Below are 22,716 nucleotides of genomic sequence, written 5' to 3'. Positions count from 1 at the left end.
CCCCCCCCCCCCCGCTTCGATTTTCCATGAAACCGAAAACGATGCAGCACGCATAGGGCGCTGCATCGTCTGCACGTTCGATTTATTTCGCGTATTCGATCGCGCGGCTTTCGCGGATCAAATGCACCTTGATCTGACCGGGATAATCCAGGTCGTTCTCAATGCGCTTGACAATCTCGCGGGCCACCAGCACCATCTTGTCGTCTCCCACGGCTTCGGGCTTGATGATGACGCGGATTTCCCGTCCCGCCTGGATGGCGTAGGAACGTTCCACCCCGTCAAAAGAGCTGGCGATTTCCTCAAGCTTTTCAAGACGCTTAATGTAGTTCTCCAAGTTCTCGCGCCGGGCGCCCGGACGGGCGGCGGAAATGGCGTCGGCCGCCTGAACCAGGCAGGCGATGACCGTCTTCGCTTCCACGTCTCCGTGATGAGCGTGAATGGCATGCACCACCGCTTCGCATTCCTTATACCGCTTGGCGACCTCCACACCGATTTCGATGTGAGAGCCTTCCATCTCATGGTCGAGAGCCTTGCCGATGTCATGCAGCAGGCCCGCGCGCTTGGCCAAAGCCGGGTCGAGCCCCAGCTCGGCGGCCATGATGCCGGAGAGATAGGCCACCTCCAGCGAATGCTTGAGCACGTTCTGGCCGTAGCTGGTACGATAACGCAGGCGGCCCAAAAGCTTGACAAGCTCCGGATGCATACCGTGCACGCCGGTTTCCAACACTGCACGCTCGCCTTCGGCCTTGATGGTAGCGTCCACCTCGCGGCGGGCCTTCTCCACCATTTCCTCAATGCGCGCCGGGTGAATCCGTCCGTCCGAAATCAGGCGCTCAAGCGCGATGCGGGCGATTTCCCTGCGCACCGGGTCAAAGCAGGACAGGGTAATGGCCTCCGGCGTATCGTCAATGATGATGTCCACGCCGGTGAGGGTTTCCAGGGTGCGGATGTTGCGCCCCTCCCGGCCGATGATGCGCCCCTTCATTTCCTCGTTGGGCAGGGCGACCACCGACACCGTAGCTTCCGCCACATGGTCCGCAGCACAACGTTGGATGGCTTGGGAAATCAGCTCTCTGGCCTTTTTCTCCGACTCCTCCCTGGTCTGCTGCTCGATTTCCATGATCTTCAGGGCTTTCTCGTGAACCAGTTCGTCCTCGAGGTTTTTGAGTAAGTATTCCTTCGCCTGTTCGATGGTGAAGGAAGAAATGCGTTCGAGCATTTCAAACTGGCGCTTTTTGATTTCGTCCGCCTCGGTGAGCCGAACCTCCACCTCGCGCACCTTGGAATTGAGGACCTCGTCCTTCTTTTCCAGGTTTTCCAGCTTGTGGTCCAGCGACTCTTCCTTCTGCAGGATACGGCGCTCCTGGCGCTGCACCTCCGAGCGGCGTTCCCGCATGTCCTTGTCTGCCTCGCTGCGCAGACGGTGAATTTCATCCTTGGCTTCCAACAGGGTCTCTTTTTTCTTTGCTTCTGCACTCTTAATAGCGTCGCTTACAATCTTCTTGGCTTCTTCTTCCGCCGAACCGAACAGCGATTCCGCCGTACGTTTTCTATGTGAAACGCCAAGATTAAAGGCGATTATAGAACAAACAATTACCAAAGCTAACGCGACTACGATCAGAACAACGATCAACCATGGTTCCACTAATTTCTGCACCTCCTGTTTCTAGTTTTTTCTTGTACCATTAATTGAAATGCATAAAAATTGCATTATGTAGATATTTTATCCTTTGCGGGTCCACCTGTCAAGGTGTTTATTCTTTTTGCTCGAAAAGCTGCGTTGAAATCCCACTTTTTTGCAGGAATGTCCACAAAAATCCCCAGGGTTCCCCAAACCCTTTTGTTTTGAGGAAACCGCTGGTATAATAGAGAAAACAAATGAGCCGGAGCTTCCGGCGGGTAAAGAAGGCGGATGCGGATGAAAGAAAGAATCCTCACGCTGCTGCAAAACGCCGACGGGTTTCTCTCCGGCGAGCGCATCAGCGAACAGTTGGGGGTATCCAGGGCGGCCGTGTGGAAGGCGGTAAAAAAGCTCAGGGAAGAGGGCTATGGGATTCAATCGGTGACCAATAAGGGCTATCGGCTGGTCTCTTCCCCGGATCTGCTTACCGAGGGGGAGCTCTCTCCCCTGCTCACAACCGCGTGTCTGGGGCGCACGGTCTTTTCCTATGAGGTGACCGACTCCACCAACCGCCGGGCCCGGGAGGAGGCCGACCGGGGCGCGCCTCACGGCAGCGTGTTTTTCGCGGAGGAGCAGACGGGAGGCCGGGGCCGGCTGGGACGAGCTTGGAGCGCCCCCAGAGGCGAAGGCGTATGGATGTCGGTGCTGCTGCGCCCGAAGCTGGCGCCTGCCGACATTGCGCAGATCACCCTTCTCACTGGGCTTGCAGTCTGCGACGCCATTCGGGAGGTGACCGGGCTACCCGTGCAAATCAAGTGGCCCAATGACATTGTTCTGGACGGAAAAAAGCTGGTGGGCATCCTGACCGAAATGGCGGCGGAGGAGGACCGGATCTGCGCGCTGGTGGTGGGCATCGGCGTCAATGTCAACAACCCCGCCTTTCCAGAGGAACTAAAGGACAAGGCGACCTCTCTCCTCCTTGCGACGGGCAAGCCCGTTTCCCGCAAAGAGCTGGCTGCCCGCATCCTTCTGCGGCTGGAGAAGGAATACGAGACCTTTCTCCGGCAGGGAGCAAATGCGGCCTTCCGTAAGCGCTACGCCGAGCGCTGCGCCACCATCGGCAGCCTGGTAAAAGTGGTCATGGGCAACGAGGAATTCGCCGGGACGGCAATCGGAATCAGCGAAACCGGCGCGCTGCTGGTACAGACCGGGCAGGGAATCCGGGCGGTGAACTCAGGGGAAGTATCGGTGCGGGGAATGCTGGGCTATTGCTAATTGTAAACCATATTTAAATTAAATGTTTACAATTTAATTTTTTTATGTTATACTCCTTTGCAGAATCTAGCAGGGGTTCCCTGCCTCAAAGGAGAAATAACGCATGCAGGAAAAGACGGTTTCTTCCGTAAAATGGAGGGTCTCTCCCTTAAGCATCGCGCTCATCGGCTTGTTCGTAGCGCTGAGCACGGTAGGCGCCTATGTGAAAATCCCCGGGCCGCTGGTTCCTTTTACAGCGCAGTTTTTCTTTTGCACCATCGGCGGAGTGCTGCTGGGTGCAAAACGGGGATTTGCGGCCCAATGCATCTACCTAGTGCTGGGGCTTTTGGGTCTTCCTCTCTTCACGGGGGGCGGCGGAATTGGGTACGTATTGCAGCCCACCTTCGGCTATCTGATCGGCTTTGCTCTGTCGGCCTTGCTGGCGGGCCTGGTTTGCGACTGGCTGATGAAGCGAAAGGGTAAAATCACCTTTCCGGCCATGCTTTTTACTGCCATCGGCTGCCTGGCGGTGGTGTATCTGTTCGGGGTTTCCTATTATCTGCTGCTGCAGAACGTCTACTTCGGGCAAAACGCGCAGTTGGGGTATGCGCTGAGCGTCTTTGTCCTTCCGTTCCTGCTTACTGACTTTCTCTGGTGCTTGCTGCTGGCGGGAGTAGCGCCCCGTATCCGCAAAGCGGTGCAAAAGTATTTATAAGCACGCGGTGAAGGGGCTGGAATGAAACCTTCTAGAATCTAAAAAGCCGTCGGATGAAAAATTTCATCCGACGGCTTTTTAGTGGGATTCTTTCCACAAAAACACCGCATGGGGATGCCCGGTGCTCTCGATGGAAATCTTTTTAACTAGAATACCGGCAAGAACCGCGCGTTTGCAGAAATCAGACGGAATGGGACAGCGGACGCACATTCTGCAATGGATCCCAAAAGGGTATAAGGGTAGCCTTTTGCGTAAAGAATGCCGGCCGAAGTAGCCGTAGACCCGCCAGACAGCCTCAAGGAACCGCTTTCCGTGATACGCCAATGTTTTCCCGGACGCATCGCTGCCGCTTTCGCCGTCGAAAGCGACGGATTCTTGTCAAAACAACAGAGAAAAAGGCCCGGTGTGTATGATACCCGCCGGGCCTTTTGACAAACGGTTATTTTGCCTCGGCTTCCCCACCGCGCAGCTTCTTCTCTCTGAACTGCTTCCACATGACCCACAGCGGGCCGGTAACACAGGTAGAAGAATAGCAGCCGGCAATGATGCCCACAAGCATCGGAATGGAGAAGGAAAGGATGGAGGAAATGTTATAGATGACTGCAAAGACACTAACCGTACCCACCGCGATGACCGTACTGATGGTGGTGTTGATGGTACGGGAAAGGGACTGGTTGATGCTTACATTGACCACCTCGGCGATACCTGCCTTCGGGCCCATCAGACGGCGGTTTTCACGGACACGGTCGTAGACCACGATGGTACCGTTGATGGAGTAACCGAGAATGGTGAGAACGGCGGCAATGAAGCTGTCGTTGAGCGGAATCTGCAGCACAATGAAGGTAAAGTAAACCAGAGCGATGTCATGCAGCAGGGCCAGCACCGCAAAGATACCGGCGGACAGACCGCCGATCTTGCGAAAGCGGATGCCGATGTAAAGAATCATCAAAAGCGCCGCCAGGCCAACGGCGACCATGCTCTTCTGGAAGAACTCCTGGCCCATGGTGGGGTTGACGGAGTTCGCCTGCAAAAATTCAATGCCGGTGTCCGCAAACTTTTCGGCAAGCGCCGCGTTCATGGCATCCATCTGCTCGGTGGTGAGCTCGGTGTCGTTGGAAAGGTTGACCACCAGCTTCTGAGATTCGGTCATCCGATCCTCCGACGCCTGCACGTTGACCGGCATGCCGATGGCTTCCTGGATGACGCTGTCGGCTTCGTTGACGTTGATGGAGCCGTGATAGGTATAGCTGACCATGGTGCCGCCCTTGAACTGGATGTCCAGGCTGGTGCCGAAAATGAAGTTGAAAATCAGGCCGATGAGCAGCAGGCCGATGGAAACCGCGAAGATGTACTTGCGGTTTTTAATAAAATCGAATTGTCTTTTCAGTTTCATGCTTTTTCACCTCCGAACAGCCAGGGCTTGCGCAGTCCCTTGAATCTCGAGAGGGATTTGAGCATGAGACGGGAAGCAGTAACACCCATTACAAAGTTGAAGATAATACCGGTCAGCAAGGTGTAACCGAAGGAATACACCGCACCGGTCGCAGCCGGGCCAAACATAAAGAGAACCGGCGAAAGAATCTTCGCAAACAGGCTCTCCGGCGGGCCGAACACGCCCATGAGGATGACCGCAACAAAGATACAGGTGATGTTGCTGTCGAAGATAGCCGAGAAGCTGTTTTTGTTGCCCGCGTCGATGGACCCGTCAATGGTCTTTCCGGCGCGCAGCTCTTCACGGATGCGCTCAGAGGTAATGACGTTGGCGTCCACGCCCATACCGATGGACAAGATGATACCGGCGATACCGGGCAAGGTCAGCGTAAAGCTGCCGAAGGCCCCGAAATATCCGGTGACGCAGGCCACCATACCGGCCACCTGACCCACCAGCGCAATAGAGGCCACCACGCCGGGCAGACGGTAGTAAAGGATCATGAAGATGCTGATGAGGATCAAGGCAATCAAGCCGGCCAAGACCATCACGTCTCTCGCCTTTTCACCCATGATAGGGTTGATGGAGCCGTAGGATTCCGCCTCCAGCTTGAAGGGAAGGGAACCGGCCTTGATGCGGTTGGCAAGCTCGGCGGCACTGGCGGCATCAAAATTACCAGAGATGATGCATTTGCCGTCGGTAATGGCGCTTTGCACCGTGGGAGCGGAAATCAACACATCGTCCATCCAGATGGAGATGGAGCCTTTGGAAGAAGCCAGTTTCCCGGTGGCGGTTGCAAAGGCCTTAGTGCCCTCTTCGCTGAATTCCAGGGAAACATAGTGCTGATTGACACCTGTGCTGTCAATCGGGCCGTAATTCGCCGTGGCGTTGACCACGTCCTTACCCTCTAAGATGATATTGTTGAGGGTGTCCCCCGTGGGTTTTCCTTCGTCGTCCACCGAATCGCCTTCCCGGAAGGTCAGCAGGGCGGTTTCGCCCAGCTCCTGAATGGCGGCGCTGGCGTCAAAGTCCTCTTCCCCGGCCTTCCAGGGGTACCGGACGATGATGCGGTCGTTGTTATAGTCGGGATATACCTCATAGTCGGTGATGTTCTGGTACACCAAACGGGTCTCAATGATGGATTTGGCGGAGTCGATTTCCGCGTCGGTGGCGTCGTACCCCTCCGGGGGACGGAAGGTCACGTCGACGCCGCCCCGGATATCGATACCCCATCGAATGTCCCCGGCGCCTTTGATGATTGTGGTCTGCGAACTGCCGCTGCCAACCTTAATGCCTGTAAACGATGTGACGGTGAGCGCGACAATCAACAGAGCCACAATGAAAAACACTGGCTTTCCGATTCGCTTCATTGTAAGTCCTCCATTGATCAACTTCTGGTTTTCCACACGGAAAAAAGCGCAAAAATATGCGCTTTTTCTGCAGGAAAACACCAATAGGACTATTATATTCTGGACAATCTCAAAAGTCAATGAGATAAAATCCGCCTATTTTCGTGAAAAAGTGACAAAATCCCGCCGACGCTTAAGATTCGAGCATTTTTTCCACCGCTGCCAGCTTTGTGCAGATACAGAAGAGCTCGATGGCCTCTTTTACCTCTTCAAGAGGCGGATAGGTGGGGGCCAGGCGGATGTTGCGGTCCAGGGGGTCTTTGCCGTAGGGGTAGGTGGCGCCGGCGCCGGTGAGGACCACGCCAGCTTCCTTACACAGCTGCACCACCCGCTTGGCGGTGCCCTCAGCTACGTTTACGCTGACGAAATAGCCGCCGGTGGGCTTTTCCCAGGTGGCGACGGAATAGGGAGTCAGCTCCTCATCCAGCTTATCCAGGACGGCTGCAAACTTCGGGCGCAGGATGGCCGCATGCTTTTTCATGTGGGCGCGCACGCCATTGGCGTCCTTGAAAAAGCGGACGTGGCGCAGCTGATTGAGCTTATCCGGGCCGATGGCCTGCACGGTCAGACGCTTTTTGATGTAGTCGATGTTCGACTTGGAGGCGGCCATGGCGGCCACCGCCGCGCCGGAGAAGCTGACCTTGGAGAATGAGGTGAAAATCAGGGGCATATTGGGATTGCCGGCTTTCTCACATTCGGTAAGGAGGTTGAGGATTTTGGCCGGCTCTTCGCCCAGATGATGGATCATATAGGCATTGTCCCAGTAAATGCGGAAATCGTCCGCCGCGGGCTTCAGATGCGCGAAGCGGCGTACCGTCTCGTCGGAATAAACCACGCCGTCGGGATTGGAGTACTTGGGCACGCACCAGATTCCCTTGATGAGCGGATCAGAGGAAACCAAGCGCTCCACCATATCCATATCCGGGCCGTCGGAATGCAGGGGAACGTTGATCATTTTGATGTGGAAATACTCGCAGATTGCAAAATGCCGGTCATAACCAGGCACCGGGCACAAAAACTTCACTTCCCCCTGTCTTCCCCAGGGCTTGCCGTCGCGCACGCCGTGGGTCATGTTGGAAGCGATGTTGTCGAACATCATGGTCAGGCTGGAGTTACCACCTACGATCACCTCGTCCGGGTCAATCTCCAGAAGGTCGGCAAAAATTTTGCGCATCTCGGGCAGGCCGTCGCTGTTGCCGTAGTTGCGGCAGTCCAGCCCGTTTTCCGCCTTGTAGTCGTCGGCGGTCAGCACCTCAAGCATACCGTTGGAAAGGTCGAGCTGGTCGTTTCCGGGCTTGCCGCGGGACATATCCAGCTTTAGTCCCCTGCTTTGAAACGCGTGGTAACGCTTCTCTAGCTGCGCTTTTTCCTGTTCGAGCTGTTCACGGCTCATCTGGCTCAATGCCATCATAACGGTTTCCCTCCACAAGTTTGGTTCATTGGTAGTCGAATCCGCTCATTTTCTGCGGATACAGCGGTTTTCATTGTAAACGAATCAACGCTATTTTGCAAGTTCTTTTTTACTTTCCTGCATATTTTCATATGCGGTTTCTGCGGCGGCACAAACGTCGCGCAGCGGCACCCCGGCGGACAGACTCGCCTGCCTGGCGTCCTCATACTCTACGCTGGCCTTTCTTATGTCCCCGTAGGTGCATTCCTTCATAGAAACCGGGCCGTACGGGGTTTCCACGGTCTTTCTCGTCCGGGCCATCACCGCACGCCCGCACCGCCTTTTGCGCAGGCCGATGGCGGAGGTTTCCCGGAAGAGGAGGCGGGTCATCGCTTCCACCGACGGGTCCTTACAGAGAACTGTCAGCTGCACGCCGGGGCGGTTTTTCTTCATCTGGATCGGCGTAAACCATACGTCAACGGCCCCTTCTGCAAACAGCCGCTCCATGGCAAAGCCCAGGGCTTCCCCGCTCATGTCGTCGATGCAGGTCTCCAGGCACCAGACCCAGTCGGCCGCTTCCTTGTCCGGCTCTTCGAGCAGGTAGGCGCGCAGAATGTTCGCCTGGGGAAAATCCTTCTTCCCGGCGCCCACGCCGACGGCTTTGATGTTCGCAAGAGACGGGGCGTCGAAGGTGTCGGCCAGCGTCGCTGCAATGGCGGCGCCGGTGGGGGTGACCATCTCCCCCTGGGTTTCGGTGATATGCAACGGGATCCTATGCTGCTTTGCCAGCTCGCAGACGGCGGGGGCGGGCACTGGAATGCACCCGTGCTGACACTCAACCGTCCCTCTTCCCTCGTACAAGGGCGAGCAGCAGACCCGTTCCACCTTTAAGTCAACAAAGCAGACGGCGGCGGCGCACAGGTCCACAATGGAGTCCACCGCGCCCACCTCGTGAAAATGCACCTCTTCGGGCGCCTTCCCGTGAACCGTTCCTTCCGCCTGGGCAAGCCTTTGAAACATTTCCTTAGCAAGGAGCTTTGCGGACGGATCCATTTTCGAGCCGTCGATGATCGGGAAAATTTCTTTGAGGCCCCGATGGACATGGTGGGAATGGGCGTCCTCCAGGATCACATGAAAATCCTGCGCGGCCACGCCGTTTTTGAAGGTGCGGGTGATCTCCACCCGGTAGCCGTCCAAGGGCAGGCTCTTTAAGGCGGCCAGCAGCTTCTCCCGATCGGCCCCCGCGTCCAAAAGAGCGGCCACCGTCATGTCTCCGCTGATGCCCGAATAGCATTCCAGATACAAGGTTCTCATAGGCGTTCCTCCGGTTTTCGTCCAGCCAGGCGGTTGATTTGAGCGGCCAGGTATCCTCCGCCGAAGCCGTTGTCGATATTCACTACCCCCACGCCCTCGGCGCAGGAGTTGAGCATGGTCAGTAGGGGGGCGATTCCGTGAAGCCCCGCCCCGTAGCCCACGCTGGTGGGCACGGCGATCACCGGCGCCTCCAAAAGCCCCGCCAGCACGCTGGGCAGGGCCCCTTCCATCCCGGCTACCGCCACCACGGCGTTGGCCCGCCGCACTTCGGGCAGCACGGTCAACAGCCGGTGAAGCCCGGCAATGCCCACGTCGTAATACCGCTCCACCCTTGCTCCGAAAAGCTCGGCTGTCAGGGCGGCCTCCTCGGCCACCGGGATGTCCGCCGTGCCGCCGGTGCACACCGCCACAAGCCCTATGGGAGCTACGGGCTCGTTTAACAGGGTGATTGCCCGGGCATCCTCATGGTAGCGGGCGCCCGGCGTTTTTTTCTGCACCGCCTCGTACTGCTCCTTTGTGCAGCGGGTGGCCAGCACCGCCCGGCTTTTCTTCGCCAAACGGGCGAAAATCGCAGAAAGCTGTTCACAGGTTTTTCCCGGGCCGAACACCACCTCGGCAAATCCCTTGCGCAGCTGCCGGTGATGGTCGAGCCGGGCAAAGCCTATATCTTCGAAAGGGAGCTCCTTGAGGCGCTCCTGGGCTTCTTCTATGCCCATGTTTCCATCCCGGACCGCCTCGAGCAATGCCTTAACATCCATAGGTCTGACTTCCTTTCCGTTCCCGGGCCGCTCAGCGTACCGGCGTATAGTCGACGGTCGATTCTTCTTGGGTGGCTTCCAGCTTAAAGATGACCGGACGCAATCCGTCGTTGCAGCTGCAGATAGCGACTCCCGGCTTACGAATCCAGTCGCCGTAGTAAAAAAGGCCCTCCCCCGCCCCGTGGGACAGGGCGAATGCATACTGGTAAACCGCCTTCCACGCCTCGTCGCAAAAGCCCTCCGGCTTCGCGTAATCGGCGTAGAACACCTGCCCTTCCCTCATCATAGGACATGCCGTCAGGCCTTGTGCGCCGTATTCCTTCGCCAGTTCTTTATCCAGAGTCGTTTTCAGCACCGTGATTTTGACTTTTTTCATCAGGTATCTCTCCTATGTATTGGGATACGGATGGTTATTTCCAGTTTAATACGTACCCGCAGCCCTGTCAAACCGTGTTTCTTCCCCTCGTCCTCCTTTCCGAAAATGGGCAGGCCATATGCCGGGAGGGGAAAACACCAATTTTTCATAGAATTCCATCCGGGTTTTTTCTTGTCCTTTTTCGATTCCTATGGTATGATTAGGAACCGATGTATGGCCTCAGAAAAGAAAATGGACGAATGATGTCGGCTTTTGCAGGGCTTTGGGGAAAGGCCGCGTCTCTTCAGTATATGCTTCTTTGTTTTTTGCGACATTTTGAATAAGTGAGGGTTCTAACGTTGAACGACATGTTGTTTTCCATTCTAAACGGCGTCAACATTGCCTTCGGGGTGATCGCCACCCTGTTCATGGTCTACCAGATCGCGATTGCGGCCTTCGGCCTGAAGCCGGCCAGGAAATGCCGGGCACAGGTCACACGGCAGCACAAGTTCGGCATCGTCATCTGCGCGCGTAATGAGGAAGGAGTCATCGAGTACCTCATCGACAGCCTGCTCGCTCAGGACTATCCCAGAGATTGCTTTGACATCATCGTGCTTGCGGACAACTGCACCGACCAAACCGCCAAAGTGTCCCGGGACAAGGGCTGCATCGTTTACGAACGGTTCAACGACCAAAAGGTGGGCAAGGGCTTTGCACTCCACTGGCTCTACGACCGGCTGCTCAAAGAATGTCCCGATACCTACGACGCCATCTGCATGTTCGACGCGGACAACATTGTGGACAAGGGGTATCTGGCGGCAATGAATCGGCAGCTGTGCGCGGGCACACAGATCGCCCAGGGCTACCGGGACATGAAAAACCCGGCGGACAACTGGGTTTCCGGCGGGTACTCGCTGTACTGGTACACCCTGATGCGATTTTATTATGTGGCACGCAACAACATTGGCCTGACCGCCATGTGCACCGGCACGGGTTTTATGTTCCGCTGGGAGGTCATGAAAAAGCTGGGCGGGTGGAACACCCGGTCCATGTGCGAGGACGTGGAGTTCTCCTTCCGCCGGGTAGCGGACGGGTACAAGATCGTCCTGGACACCGAGGCCATTTTTTACGACGAGCAGCCCACCTCCTTCGCTCTGTCCATCCGCCAGCGGTACCGCTGGGCGGTGGGCAATATCCAAAGCGTCATCTACTGCGCAGGGGATCTGCTCAAGGCCGCCTTCCAAAAACATAGTTTAGTGGCTTTGGATGTGTTCATGTTCTCTTTGTGCATCCCAAGCGTCAGCTTCATGGTGTTTTCCGCCCTGCTGCAGCTGGGCCTGATGATCGCAAACCCCGCCTCATTACCTACCACCCTGCCCATTGCGCTGCTGTCTCTGGCGGGCGGGTACCTGGTGATGGTAGGCCAGGGAATCCTGGTGCTGCTGTTGGAGAAAAAGAAGGTACAGCCCATGTGGAAAGGGCTTTTGATGTATCCGATTTTCGTGGTGTCCTGGGCCATCATCAACTTCGTGGGTTTGTTCTACCGCAAGTCGGTCTGGAAGCCCATCAAGCACACCAAGGCCATGACCATCGAGCAGATAAAGCAGGAGCTGTAACCTCCAGACAGATCCCGATGCCGGGCACGCTTGCCCACAAGCAGGCTGTCAAATCCACCTGTGAAGGACATAAAGCATGCCAGCGCTTCCATAAAAACGGAAAGAAAGCCGTGTGCAAATCATGCACACGGCTTTCTTTCGCACAGAAGCAACAGGTCCCGCCAAGGCAACGCTGCCAAGGAGAACTGCTTTTTCGCATAAACCCGTACAGGCCGCTAAGGCGCCTCGCTTTAAAACGTCCTCAACTTATGCCTTTTCTTCCCCGTCGTGAGGGTCCTGCAGGTTTTCCCGACGCTTATACCGGGTGATGTCGGTGCAGCACAGCAGATAAACCTCGCTGTCGTCGGTCCAGTTCATCTTCGCGGCGGTGGCGCTGGTCCATACATGGAAGGTAGTATTGTAAATCTCCATGGTACACCGGTCGTGATCCCGGTCGATCCCCTTCATGGGGCAAACCTCGCAAGGGCTTTCCCTCCCGCCCCAGAAAGCGTGATAGCACCGGTCCCCCACCTGGGCGTCCGGCGCCAGCTCCTTGGTCTTCTTGTTGATAAACAAAAGCTCATAAGTATTCTTGCGGATGACATAGGTCCACATATCCTGGGTATCCAGAACGGTTTTGGTGATCTGGTAGGATTTCTCCAGCCGGTCCTGGGCCCGCATCTTCAAAAGGAAGGTGCTCAGGATTTTGGAGATGAAGGTCAAGGTCCCGATTTCCTCCTTAGTCCAGAGCCGGTAATCCCTGCATTCGTCAAAGCCCACATAGCCTTTGAACTTCCCGTCGTTGAGAATGGCGCACTGGAGCATGGAATGAATGCCCTGAGGCGCGAGAATGCCGTAAAGATTTTCGGGCAGCGTGCTGATGTCTGCGCAATAGAAGATACCATCCTCGTTGAAGTTGGACTCATAGTCTCCGATAAAGCGGTACGGCACCTTTTGAAGCCGGTGTGCCTGGGGCTCGATCCCCTCGTTGCACCATTCAAAGGTATTGTTGCAATAAAGGTCGTCCTCCGAGTTTTCGAACACATAAGCCCGGCTGACGTTATAGTACCGCCCGACGATGTCGAGAATCAGGCGCACTGCGCTGCGCACATCCTTAGCCTCATAGAGAATCTGGAAGATGTATTCCGACACATGGTCGCGGAAGGGTTTCGCTTCGTCTCTTTTTTCCTCCTGCTCCAGCTCCAACGCATAGTGAGCTTCTTCAATGGAATCGTCATATATCCGAAACCCGTCCTTGCCCTGGTTTTTCGCGCAGTACAGGGCGTTGTCCGCGTTCTTGAAAAGCGTGGGATACGTCTTTCCATCCCGGGGATACAGGGCGATGCCGATGCTGCCGGATATCTTATAATCCATATTCTGCCCGGTGAAGGAGTGGCGGAACACGTCGATCATCGCCTCGGCCTTTTCATACACCAGGTCCAGAGAGCGCAGGTTCTTCAAAAAGACCACAAATTCATCCCCGCCGATGCGGCCGACAATGTCGGAAGAACGGAATTGGCCGGTAATCTTCGAGGAAATCTCGCTGAGCACCGCATCTCCGAAAAGGTGGCCGAGGTTGTCGTTGACAGCCTTGAAGTTATCCACGTCGATGGCGAAGAGAGCGTGCATATCCCCGGGCTGACTGGCGGCAAGACAGCTGGAAATGAGACGTTCGGCCGTCCCTTTGTTATAAAGGCCTGTGAGGGTGTCCCTCTGGGCACGGGAAAGGAGCGTTTCGGTTTCCCGCTTGCGTTCGTCGATGTCGGTCAGTTTCCCGACCACCTTGAGAGGCTTGCCGTCATCGGAGAAAATGGTGGTCGCCTGCACCGAGCACCAAATGTAGCTGCCGTCTTGTATCCGAATACGAAGGTCCACCCCGCCGCTCTTTCGGCCGTTTTTCAACTCGGTAAAGAGCGTTTGGAAGGTTTCCTGATCGTCCGGATGGACGATTTTCCGGTCGATGGCTTCCTGAATAAAATCGTGGGTAATGGGTGTATAACCGAACTTATCCAGCCAGTTATGAGAATGAAATACGCTGTCGTCCTGCATGTTATACTCGAAGATGACGTTTTCCGACAGCTCGCTTACGATCCGGTACCGTTCCTCGCTGGTACGCAGGGCCTCGTTATCCCTCGCCACTTGGTCCATTAAGTCGTTGAAAGCGGCACCGATTTCTCCAAACTCGTTCTTTTGGTCGTACTCCACCCGATAGGAAGCGTCCCCCTTCTGCAGCTGACGGATAGAGGTAATCAGCTGGTTCATAGGCTTGGAGATGACGCGGGAGGCATACAAAAACAGCACGATCACCAAAAACACCACCAGCACCAGCAGACCTAGAATCAATAAGATGGTGTCCTGAATGGGCGCCATGAACTCCGACCAGTCCACCGCGCTGATGACCACCCAGCCGGTGTCGGCGATTTTCGAATAGCAGCCGATCTTATTGACGTTGTCTATGGAATAGTCAAACAGGCCGCTCTCCCCATCCTGCGACCTGATTTGCTCGATCTGTTCCGTCAAAGTGTTGGCCGGCCCGATTTGGTCAATGCGGTCTCCCAGATAAGGGCTGCTGGTGGCGGCAACGGTTCCGTTTCCGTCCAGGACGATGAAGGTTCCCGTTTCGAAAAAGCCGGTGTCTTCCAGAAGCCGCTCAAAATAATGCATGTTCATGGCGTAAATCATCGTTCCCTGGTATTCCCCGTCCTTGAGGACCGGGCAGGCCACCACGAAATGCTTCTGCCCCGAAAGAAACCGGTCGGATTTCTCCACACTGGATACCACATAGCGATTGGCGCGCAGCTGCTGAGCATAGTCCACAGGCATTAGAGTTTTTTCTCCCACCATCTCTGCATCGGAGGACGCGATCACGATATTGTCCCGGTTCACAAGCGACATGCGAATGAGGAAGTCCTGCTCCTCTTGGCGGATCTGCAAAACCTCGCTGACCATCTGCTGATAGGCGCGATACTCCTCTTCGCTCATCTGGGGCTCGGCCCGGTTGCTCTCAACCGTAAACTGCAGGACAGACGGAAGACGGGCGGCCACCTTCAGGTTTACTTCCCGCTGTTCGAAAAAGTTTTCCAGATGCTTTGCCTGTACCATGGCGGCCGTGCGCACGTTCTCCTGGGCCATATAAATGGAATTGTGCGTAAAGCCCCCCACGCAGATGCCGGCCACCGCCAGCATGGGCAGAACGGAAAAAAGCAGCAATGCGGTCAGCACGACGCGCTTGATCTTCACCCAATCCCCTCCATTGGTCCGGATACGCTGCGGCTATTTCCGGGTTTCTTCCTCTTGCGGCTGCCTGACCTCCACCTTTACCTCAATCACACGGCGGCCGTCCGCTTTGGTCACGGTGACGTGCAGGTTTTCTACGTCGAAGGATTCGCCCGCATGGGGGATTTTCCCCATTTCCTCGATCACCCAGCCGCTCACGGTAAAGGAGTCGTATTCCCGGTCGATGTCCAACACTTCCAGGGTCTTTTCCAGATTGGCGCCGCCTGCCACCAGATAAACCCCGTCTGCAATGGGCTGCATGTTCTCCACGACCTTGTCGTGTTCGTCCCAGATTTCACCCACCAGCTCCTCCAGGATATCCTCCATAGTGACGATGCCCTGGGTTCCGCCGAACTCGTCCACCACCACGGCCACATGGGTCTTCGAACGCTGCAGCTGGCGCATCAGATCGGAAATCTTGAGACTGCCGATGACATAAACGGCATTGCGCATGGTTTTCTTCATCTGGAATTCCCCGGCGTGCAGGGCCGAATAGAAATCCTTCTCATGCAGCACGCCGACGATATGGTCGATGGACTCCCGGTAAACAAGAAGCCTGGAAAAGCCGCAGTTTGCAAACTTTTCGGCGATTTCCTCCCTGCTCGCATCGTCTTCCACCGCCACGATATTGACTCGCGGGGTAAGGATATCGTCCGCTTCCAGGTTATTGAACTCAATGGCTGAACGAATCAGTTCGCTTTCGTACTGGCCGATCCCGCCCTGGTCCTCCGCTTCGTCCACAATGGTCATCAGCTCTTCCTCGGTAATTCCCTGGTCGTTTTTCGCGCGAAAGAGCTTCCCAAGCAGCCTTTTCCACTGGGCGAACAGAAAGTTGACCGGCGTCAGCAGCCAGATCAGCACCCGCATAGCCGGAGCAGAAAACATGGCAAAGCTCTCCGGGTTCTCCTTTGCCAGGCTTTTGGGGGAAATTTCGCCGAAGATCAGCACCACCACCGTCATGATTACGGTGGACAGGGTGACGCCCACATCCCCGAAATACTGGACGAAAATCACCGTCGCCAGGGAGGCGGAGGTGATGTTGACGATGTTGTTACCGATGAGAATGGTGGACAAAAGCTTATCGTAATTGTTCGACAAGGAAAGGGTCAGCGCGGCCTTCTGGTCGCCTAAGTTTGCCATATTCTTCAAGCGGATGCGGTTGAGAGAGGAAAATGCGGTTTCCGTCGCGGAAAAGTAGGCCGACAGGGCAACAAGCACCACCAGCGATGCGATCATGGCTATGGAACTGCTATCCATGGAATGTCAACGACTCCTTTAATTTACCGGCCTTTCAGGACGCCGGTTGATTCGGGCATTTTGCTGACGCCCGGTTTCTCCTATTAAACCGCGTTTTTCCTTTTTTGTAAAGCCGATTGCGTCAAATCTCTCTTCTTTTTCTATTTGCCCTGCCTTTCTACTCATGATATGATAAAAAAACAAAAACATGACCGTACGGAAAACCGAACGGTCCTAGGAAAGGAAGGCGGTTTCATGCCCAGCATGCGAAGAAAGGACCGGGAACAGGGGGAGGACTTCGCCCGCTCGGTTTTAAGAAAATGCGAATACGGAGTGCTCGCCACGGTAAACGGGGACGGAACGCCCTACTGCATTCCGATTTCGCCGGTTCTTTGCGGCGACGTCATCTATTTTCACTGCGCGCTGGAGGGTCAGAAAATAGATAATCTGACAAGCCGGCCCCAGGTATGCCTGACCTGCGTGGGGGACACCCGGCTTTTGCCCGAATCGTTTTCTACCGCCTACGAATCGGCGGTGGTCTGCGGACGGGCGGAGATGGTGGAGGACGCGGCAGAAAAGCGGTTCGCTTTGACAAAGCTCTGTGAAAAGTACGCGGCGGAAAATATGGCGCAGGTTCCCGCTGCCATCGAGCGGTCCCTGGCCCGCACCGGCATCTGTAAAATCACGGTCACCACTCTGACGGGCAAAGCGAAACGCATTCCCGGATAAGCACGGATACGGCAGTTTTTTCGTCCAAGAACGCTTTGGGCCGTTACCGGACACGCATGAGAGAAGGCACCGTATTTTGGTTTTCGCACGTTCTGCCCGAACCGGTTTCTGCATAAAAAGGCCCCGAAACGGCTGCACTGCCGTTTCGGGGCCTTTTTATGCCAAGCTGCGTTACCGAATGTAATGAACCGTTCCCTCCCGGCGGGGCTTGGGCGCCGGCCGCTCGGCAGGATAGCCGAAAATCCCGGACCCCACGCAGCGGTAGCCGTCGGGGATGCCCAGAGTTTTGCGCATGACCTTGCCATCCTGGGTCCTCTCAAAAAAGTCGATGACGCAGTTGACCCAGCAAGAACCCACACCAAGGGAGGCGGCGGCCAGGAACATGTTCTCCAAGGCAAGGCTCGCGTCGCTTACCGGAGAGATGGCGTCTTCCTGGCCGAAGGCAAGGACCAGGGTGGGGGCGTTATAAAAGGGGGTAAAGGGCTCTCCGCGGCCGAGTGCCTTGCCGGCGGCAGCGGCGATGGAATCAATGACCTCCCGACTTTGAATCACGGTAAAATGCCAGGACTGCTGGTTCATGGCGCTGGGCGCAAAGCTGCCCGCTTTGAGGATTTCCTGCAGGTCTTGTTCCTCCAGCTGCCGCTGCTCATACTTGCGGATGCTGCGGCGGCTGAGAATGGTTTTCATTACTTCATTCATCTTTTGGACCTCCTCATGATTTTTCTTCTTTCATCCTAGCGCAGAATGCTTTATAATGCAAGAAAAGGCCATTGAATGTCCCATAAACGGGACAGCGTTTATGGTAAACTATGGGAGATGAAGGAGGGATTTCTTATGAAACCGCTGTCTTATACCATTGTGCGCACTCGGCGCAAAACCATCTGCCTGCGGGTACTGGAGGACGGAACGCTTCAGGTGCGGGCGCCCCTGCACGCCTCTGCGAAGGTAATTGAGGGGCTGGTAGAGCAGCATTCCTCCTGGATTCGCGGGCGGCAGCAGGCGGCAGCGGCGCGAAACGCAGCGCGGTCCCGGATCTGCCTGTATCCGGGCGGGCAGATGCTCTACCGGGGAAACTGGTACCCGGTAACGGGATTTTCCCAAAGCCCGGAGGTGGCCTTCGACGGTACGTCCTTTTCCCTTCCCCAAGCGAGACGGGAGCAGCCCGGGCCGGTCATGGAAGCCTGGCTCAAAGGGCGGGCGAAAGCGATTCTTAACAAAAGGTGCGCCGAGCTGGCGGCAGAAATGGGCGTTTGTTACCGGCAAGTGAAGGTGGGGCATGCCGCCTCCCGGTGGGGCTCCTGCAGCAGCAAGGGAAATCTGAACTTTTCTTACCGGGTGATGCTACTGCCAAAGGCGCTTGCCGATTATGTGGTGGTGCACGAGCTGTGCCACCTGCGGCAGATGAACCATTCCCCGGCCTTTTGGGCGCTGGTGAAGGGGCAAATGCCCGATTATGCCGCCAGAAGGCAAAGGCTTGCCGATTTGGGAAACGAAATTGATTTCGTGCACTGGAGCACCGTCAGGGAAGAATGAGGAGGGGATGGCGTGAGCCGCACCGAAAGCATTAAGGCAAAGCTTTTAAATCTGTACCGGATTTTGGACGAACAAACGGACGAGGAGCACGGGCTGACCATACCCGAGATCCTAGAGGCACTGGAGGCGCGGGGCATATCCGCCGAACGAAAGGGCATTTACAGCGACCTGCAAGCGCTGCGGGAAGCGGGGATGGACATCGTTTTGCGCAAGGTGGGAGGAAGGTGCGAGTATTTCATAGCCGGGCGTACCTTTGAGCTGGCGGAGCTCAAGCTTTTGGTGGACGCGGTGGCCTGTTCCCGATTCATCACTCCCAAGAAAAGCCGGGAGCTTATCGGCAAGCTGGAGAGCCTCACCAGCATTCATCAGGCCAGCCAGCTCAACCGGCAGATTTTTGTGGCCGACCGCATCAAGGCGGACAATGAGGAAATCTACTATACCGTCGACCGGCTGCAAAGCGCCATCCTGGATGACCGGCAGGTCTCTTTCCTTTATTTTGACTACGCGGTGAACAAAAAGAAGGTGCTGCGCCGGGGCGGGGAACGGTATGTGGTCAGCCCCCTTTCCCTTTGCTGGAACAACGAAAATTACTATCTGATCGCCTATTACGAGCGTTACCAAAGCCTGTCTCATTTCCGGGTGGACCGGATGATGGACCTGAGCCGGACGGAGGAAAGGCGGGCCCATATTGACGCGGCCCGCTTCAATGCGGCGGATTATTGCAAAAAGCTGTTCGGCATGTTCGCGGGCGAGGAAACGCCGGTAAAAATCCAGTTCGACAATTCTCTGATGAACGTGGTACTCGACCGGTTTGGGCAGGAGGTCTATCTGCGGCCGGTGGACGAGGGGCATTTCTGTGTCACGGCCAGGGTGGTGCCAAGCCCCTCCTTTTTCGGCTGGCTGTTTGGCTTTGCTGGAAAAGCAGTTCTCCTTTACCCGCCGTCGGTGATGGACCAATACCGGCAGATGCTGGAGACGGCCGCCGAACCTTTTTACCAGAAAGGAGACCAATCATGACCGTTACCCTTCGCGCCGCCGTTCCTACGGACGCCGGTGAAATCAGCCGCCTTTACGCCCAAAGCTGGAGGGCTGCTTATCCGGGCCTTGTCCCTCAAAGCTACCTGGACGAACTGCAGGACCATCACTGGACGCAGACGGTGGCAGACTGGATTACAACCGGCCGGTTTACCGCTCTGCTGGCCTTTGAGAAGGAAGTGATCGCAGGGTGCGCCATCTACGGCCGGGCAAGAGAGGAGAAGTACGAAGGCTGGGGAGAGCTGGTATCCCTTTATGTAATGCCAGGTCGCTTTCGCAAGGGTTACGGCAGCCGTCTGGTCCAGCGAATGGTACAGGAAATGAAAGCGCAGGGCTTGTCCGGCTGCTACCTGTGGGTGCTCGACGGCAACCGGCGCGCCCGCGCTTTTTATGAGAAGGCCGGGTTTGAGGATACCGGCGAGACCCTCACCTTTACGCTGGCGGACGCGCCGCTGCTGGACTGCCGGTACCAGATGGAATTCAAACCGCGCTGAGCAAAAGCGCCGGACGGGGAGCTTCTTTTCCCGTGCGGCGCTTTGTATTTTGTGTCTGCATACGATTAAACTGTGTGTGCATTTCAGACGGACGCTCTATGAACGCAGGTGCATGAGGGATTCCTCCGCCATCTTGGCTGCCGTCGCCCCGTCGGACACGGCGGTGACAATCTGCCGGAAGGCCTTGCGCCGGATGTCCCCGGCGGCGAATACCCCGGCAAGCGGCGTGGCGGTGTCCTCCCCGGCCATGACGTAGCCTTCCTCATCCAAAGGGAGCTGGCCTTCCAGGAAGGCGGTGTTGGGTACGCTTCCAATGGCGATGAACACGCCCTGGCAGGGCAGTTCGCGGATTTCCCCGGTCTTTTTGTTGCGAAGCCGGAGACCGGTCACGTTGCCGTCTGCCAAAATGCGTTCTACCACACTATCCCAAATAAGCTCCACCTTTTCGTTGGCAAAGAGCCGCTTCTGGTATTCCTTCGCGGCCCGCAGAGCGTCCCGCCGGTGCACCACATACACCTTCTCGCAAAACCGGGTTAGAAAGAGGGCGTCCACCGCCGCGGTATCTCCGCCGCCGACCACCGCCACCGTTTTGCCCCGGTAGAACACCCCGTCGCAGGTGGCGCAGTAGCTGACGCCTTTTCCCCGCAGGCGCCGCTCTTCTTCAAAGCCCAGTTCTCTAGGGGAGGCCCCGGCCGCCACGATGACCGTGCGGGCGCAATAGTCCTTGCCGCCGGCCGTGACCGTTTTGACGGGGCCGTCCAGCTGTACCTTTTGTACCTCGGCCTGGACCGTTTGGGCCCCGAACCGGGCGGCCTGGCGCTCCATGGCGCTCGCCAGGGAATAACCGTCGGTTCCGTCCGGAAAGCCGGGGTAATTGTCGATGTGGTCGGTGGTAGACATCTGCCCGCCGGCCGTCCCTTTTTCCAGCACCAGTATTTTAAGATCCGCACGGCCCGCATACAGGGCCGCCGTATACCCGCACGGCCCGCCGCCGATAATCAACGTATCGTATACCATCCGCATTCCCGCCCTTTCGCGTTGTTCTCTGTTTAGTATGGATGAAGGCGGGACCGATTATGTACCGCAGGGCGTCGGCCGGGTTGCACGGGCAGCCTATTTTTTTAGCAAGACGGCGCGGCCTTTGGCCTATCGGGGATCCTTGGCGCGCACTGCCCGAACGAAACCCGGTGCCATGCAAAGACGGGTCCCTCAAATGAAAAAGGGAGGCGCTGCAGTACGGCGCCTCCCTTTCTATGTTTCAAATGCACCCGTGGGCCTTACCGCACGGACAGCTCTTCCTCGATCATGGTTTCGTACACGCCCGCGGGCTTCATCCCCACCTGCCTGCCCGCCCGCTTTCCCTTGTGGAAGAGCAGCACGGTGGGAATCATCTGAACGCCGTACCGGTCGGCAAGGGAAGCATGCTCGTCAATATCCACCTTCACCACCGTCACCTTTCCCGCATACTGGTCGGCCAGCTGCTCAATGAGCGGCGCGATCATTTTGCAAGGAGTGCACCAGGTAGCCCAAAAATCCACCAGCAAGAGGGGCTCGCTTTCCAAAAGCCGGTCAAACTCCTCTAAACTGGGATGCAGCACCAGATCAGACATATTCTTTTTCCTCCTTATAAATCTCGTCAAGGTACTTGGCAGCCTGCTGCCCGGCAATCAGGCCTTCTCCCACCGCCTTGGACACCTGCAAGGGTTTCCCGGTACAGTCGCCGCAGGCGAATACGCCGGGGATACTGGTTTCCATGGCGGAATTGACCACCACAAACCCGTTTTTTATTTCGAGGCCGTCCATCAGCGCATCCGGGGCGATGGAATTTCGCAGCAGGAAGACGCCCTGGGCTTCCAAAATCCGGTCACCGACCCGTGCGCCGGTCACCGTCTTGCTTCCAAGGATTTCCGTGATGGTTCCCCGCAGGTAGGGGATAGCGGGCGAAAGCTCGGCGGGGCGTTCCCGGGCAGTAACATAGGTCACCTCTACGCCGATGCTATGGAGGAAATTGGCTTCTCCCGCCGCCCCGTCCGACTGGCCGTACACCACGGCCTCCTTGCCCCGGTAAAGCATACCGTCGCAGGTAGCGCAGTAACTGACTCCGTGCCCGAGAAGCTTCCCTTCCCCCGGAATCTGCTTGGGAGAGGAGGCGCCCAGGGCCAGGATCACCGTTTTTGCCTCCAGGATTTCGCTGTTGAAATTGACCATAAACTTGTCGCCAAAGGGCAGGATGTTGACCACCCGGCCGATTTCCGGCTCCACGCCCATGGCCTTGACGTGCTCTAAGAAGGATGCCATCAGTTCTTTGCCGGACACGTGGTAAAGTCCCAAATAATTGTCCACCCGCTCGGCTTTTTTCAGGAAGGGGTCCCCGCCCGACAGAATCCGCACGGTCTTTCCCCGGGTCAGGGCGTTGACCGCCGCGGACAAGCCAGCCGGTCCCGCGCCGATAATCATAACGTCAATATTCTGTTGCGTGGTCGATCACCTCTCTGTTATCTATGTATGCGGTTGGGGTCGGTATTCGTTCGTGTTTTCTCCTTGACAAGGGCGGCGTTCTCCGCTATGATACA

20 protein-coding genes are annotated in these 22,716 nt (G+C 56.5%); 7 read left to right on the top strand and 13 right to left on the bottom strand.

Features of this window, described 5'->3' with window-relative positions; translation table 11 throughout:
* Positions 1 to 82: 82 nt before the first annotated feature.
* Complete coding sequence (gene rny, locus WMO26_RS10630; RefSeq protein WP_435431557.1) at positions 83 to 1,645, bottom strand: ribonuclease Y; 1,563 nt, start codon at positions 1,643 to 1,645, stop codon at positions 83 to 85.
* Between the two features lie 273 nt (positions 1,646 to 1,918).
* Here rny and WMO26_RS10625 point away from each other — a divergent pair, with 273 nt between their 5' ends.
* A complete protein-coding gene (locus WMO26_RS10625; protein ID WP_349220276.1) occupies positions 1,919 to 2,896 on the top strand; it encodes a biotin--[acetyl-CoA-carboxylase] ligase in 978 nt (325 codons plus the stop codon).
* A gap of 103 nt (positions 2,897 to 2,999) precedes the next feature.
* Entirely contained in the window at positions 3,000 to 3,590 is a 591-nt protein-coding gene (locus WMO26_RS10620; protein WP_349220274.1) for a biotin transporter BioY, read from the top strand.
* 439 nt (positions 3,591 to 4,029) lie between these two features.
* On the opposite strand, the gene secF is transcribed toward WMO26_RS10620, so the two are convergent.
* The 6 genes from secF to WMO26_RS10590 all read right to left on the bottom strand — a co-directional run bounded on the left by secF (position 4,030) and on the right by WMO26_RS10590 (position 10,266).
* Complete coding sequence (secF, locus tag WMO26_RS10615) at positions 4,030 to 4,983, bottom strand: protein translocase subunit SecF (protein WP_349220272.1); 954 nt, start codon at positions 4,981 to 4,983, stop codon at positions 4,030 to 4,032.
* Positions 4,980 to 6,389, bottom strand: a complete 1,410-nt coding sequence (locus WMO26_RS10610) for a preprotein translocase subunit SecD (protein WP_349220270.1) — start codon at positions 6,387 to 6,389, stop codon at positions 4,980 to 4,982. Before WMO26_RS10610 ends, secF begins: the two co-directional genes overlap by 4 nt.
* Before the next feature lie 172 nt (positions 6,390 to 6,561).
* Entirely contained in the window at positions 6,562 to 7,839 is a 1,278-nt protein-coding gene (locus WMO26_RS10605; protein ID WP_349220268.1) for an aspartate aminotransferase type Ic, read from the bottom strand.
* A 90-nt stretch (positions 7,840 to 7,929) separates the two neighbouring features.
* Positions 7,930 to 9,132: a nickel pincer cofactor biosynthesis protein LarC gene (gene larC, locus WMO26_RS10600; RefSeq protein WP_349220266.1), complete on the bottom strand. Its 1,203-nt coding sequence runs from the start codon at positions 9,130 to 9,132 to the stop codon at positions 7,930 to 7,932.
* The gene (gene larB / locus WMO26_RS10595) at positions 9,129 to 9,890 is read right to left on the bottom strand and encodes a nickel pincer cofactor biosynthesis protein LarB (RefSeq protein WP_349220265.1); all 762 of its coding nucleotides are present in this window, start codon (positions 9,888 to 9,890) and stop codon (positions 9,129 to 9,131) included. Before larB ends, larC begins: the two co-directional genes overlap by 4 nt.
* A 31-nt stretch (positions 9,891 to 9,921) precedes the next feature.
* Positions 9,922 to 10,266 carry a TIGR04076 family protein gene (locus WMO26_RS10590; RefSeq protein WP_349220263.1) on the bottom strand — a complete coding sequence of 115 codons (345 nt, stop codon included), beginning with the start codon at positions 10,264 to 10,266 and terminating at the stop codon, positions 9,922 to 9,924.
* Positions 10,267 to 10,613: 347 nt separating this feature from the next.
* Between WMO26_RS10590 and WMO26_RS10585 the strand changes: the two genes are divergently transcribed.
* A complete protein-coding gene (locus WMO26_RS10585; protein ID WP_349220282.1) occupies positions 10,614 to 11,861 on the top strand; it encodes a glycosyltransferase family 2 protein in 1,248 nt (415 codons plus the stop codon).
* A gap of 246 nt (positions 11,862 to 12,107) precedes the next feature.
* Here the strand turns inward: WMO26_RS10585 and WMO26_RS10580 are convergent, their stop codons facing one another.
* On the bottom strand, positions 12,108 to 15,080 hold the full coding sequence (locus WMO26_RS10580; protein ID WP_349220261.1) for a diguanylate cyclase domain-containing protein: 2,973 nt from the start codon (positions 15,078 to 15,080) through the stop codon (positions 12,108 to 12,110).
* A 33-nt stretch (positions 15,081 to 15,113) separates the two neighbouring features.
* Positions 15,114 to 16,373: an HlyC/CorC family transporter gene (locus WMO26_RS10575; RefSeq protein WP_349220260.1), complete on the bottom strand. Its 1,260-nt coding sequence runs from the start codon at positions 16,371 to 16,373 to the stop codon at positions 15,114 to 15,116.
* A gap of 234 nt (positions 16,374 to 16,607) precedes the next feature.
* Between WMO26_RS10575 and WMO26_RS10570 the strand changes: the two genes are divergently transcribed.
* On the top strand, positions 16,608 to 17,081 hold the full coding sequence (locus WMO26_RS10570) for a pyridoxamine 5'-phosphate oxidase family protein (RefSeq protein WP_349220258.1): 474 nt from the start codon (positions 16,608 to 16,610) through the stop codon (positions 17,079 to 17,081).
* A gap of 171 nt (positions 17,082 to 17,252) precedes the next feature.
* Here the strand turns inward: WMO26_RS10570 and WMO26_RS10565 are convergent, their stop codons facing one another.
* Positions 17,253 to 17,780, bottom strand: a complete 528-nt coding sequence (locus WMO26_RS10565; RefSeq protein ID WP_349220257.1) for a nitroreductase family protein — start codon at positions 17,778 to 17,780, stop codon at positions 17,253 to 17,255.
* Positions 17,781 to 17,915: 135 nt separating this feature from the next.
* Between WMO26_RS10565 and WMO26_RS10560 the strand changes: the two genes are divergently transcribed.
* From WMO26_RS10560 to WMO26_RS10550, 3 genes are read left to right on the top strand one after another with little or no spacing between them, the layout of a single operon-like run.
* Entirely contained in the window at positions 17,916 to 18,614 is a 699-nt protein-coding gene (locus tag WMO26_RS10560) for a M48 family metallopeptidase (RefSeq protein ID WP_349220255.1), read from the top strand.
* A gap of 12 nt (positions 18,615 to 18,626) precedes the next feature.
* The gene (locus WMO26_RS10555; protein ID WP_349220253.1) at positions 18,627 to 19,631 is read left to right on the top strand and encodes a helix-turn-helix transcriptional regulator; all 1,005 of its coding nucleotides are present in this window, start codon (positions 18,627 to 18,629) and stop codon (positions 19,629 to 19,631) included.
* Positions 19,628 to 20,143: a GNAT family N-acetyltransferase gene (locus WMO26_RS10550; protein ID WP_349220252.1), complete on the top strand. Its 516-nt coding sequence runs from the start codon at positions 19,628 to 19,630 to the stop codon at positions 20,141 to 20,143. Before WMO26_RS10555 ends, WMO26_RS10550 begins: the two co-directional genes overlap by 4 nt.
* A 96-nt stretch (positions 20,144 to 20,239) precedes the next feature.
* Here WMO26_RS10550 and trxB read toward each other — a convergent pair whose 3' ends face one another.
* From trxB to WMO26_RS10535, 3 genes are all read right to left on the bottom strand, one after another.
* On the bottom strand, positions 20,240 to 21,160 hold the full coding sequence (trxB, locus tag WMO26_RS10545; RefSeq protein ID WP_349220250.1) for a thioredoxin-disulfide reductase: 921 nt from the start codon (positions 21,158 to 21,160) through the stop codon (positions 20,240 to 20,242).
* A gap of 260 nt (positions 21,161 to 21,420) precedes the next feature.
* Positions 21,421 to 21,753, bottom strand: a complete 333-nt coding sequence (trxA, locus tag WMO26_RS10540; protein ID WP_349220248.1) for a thioredoxin — start codon at positions 21,751 to 21,753, stop codon at positions 21,421 to 21,423.
* Entirely contained in the window at positions 21,746 to 22,600 is an 855-nt protein-coding gene (locus WMO26_RS10535; protein ID WP_349220246.1) for an NAD(P)/FAD-dependent oxidoreductase, read from the bottom strand. The genes trxA and WMO26_RS10535 overlap by 8 nt, the downstream gene beginning before the upstream one ends.
* Positions 22,601 to 22,716 lie beyond the last annotated feature (116 nt).

Origin of the sequence: Solibaculum intestinale, assembly GCF_040096205.1 — a bacterium.
Lineage (GTDB): Bacteria > Bacillota > Clostridia > Oscillospirales > Acutalibacteraceae > Solibaculum_A > Solibaculum_A intestinale.
This window is presented reverse-complemented; position numbering and strand designations above follow the sequence as displayed.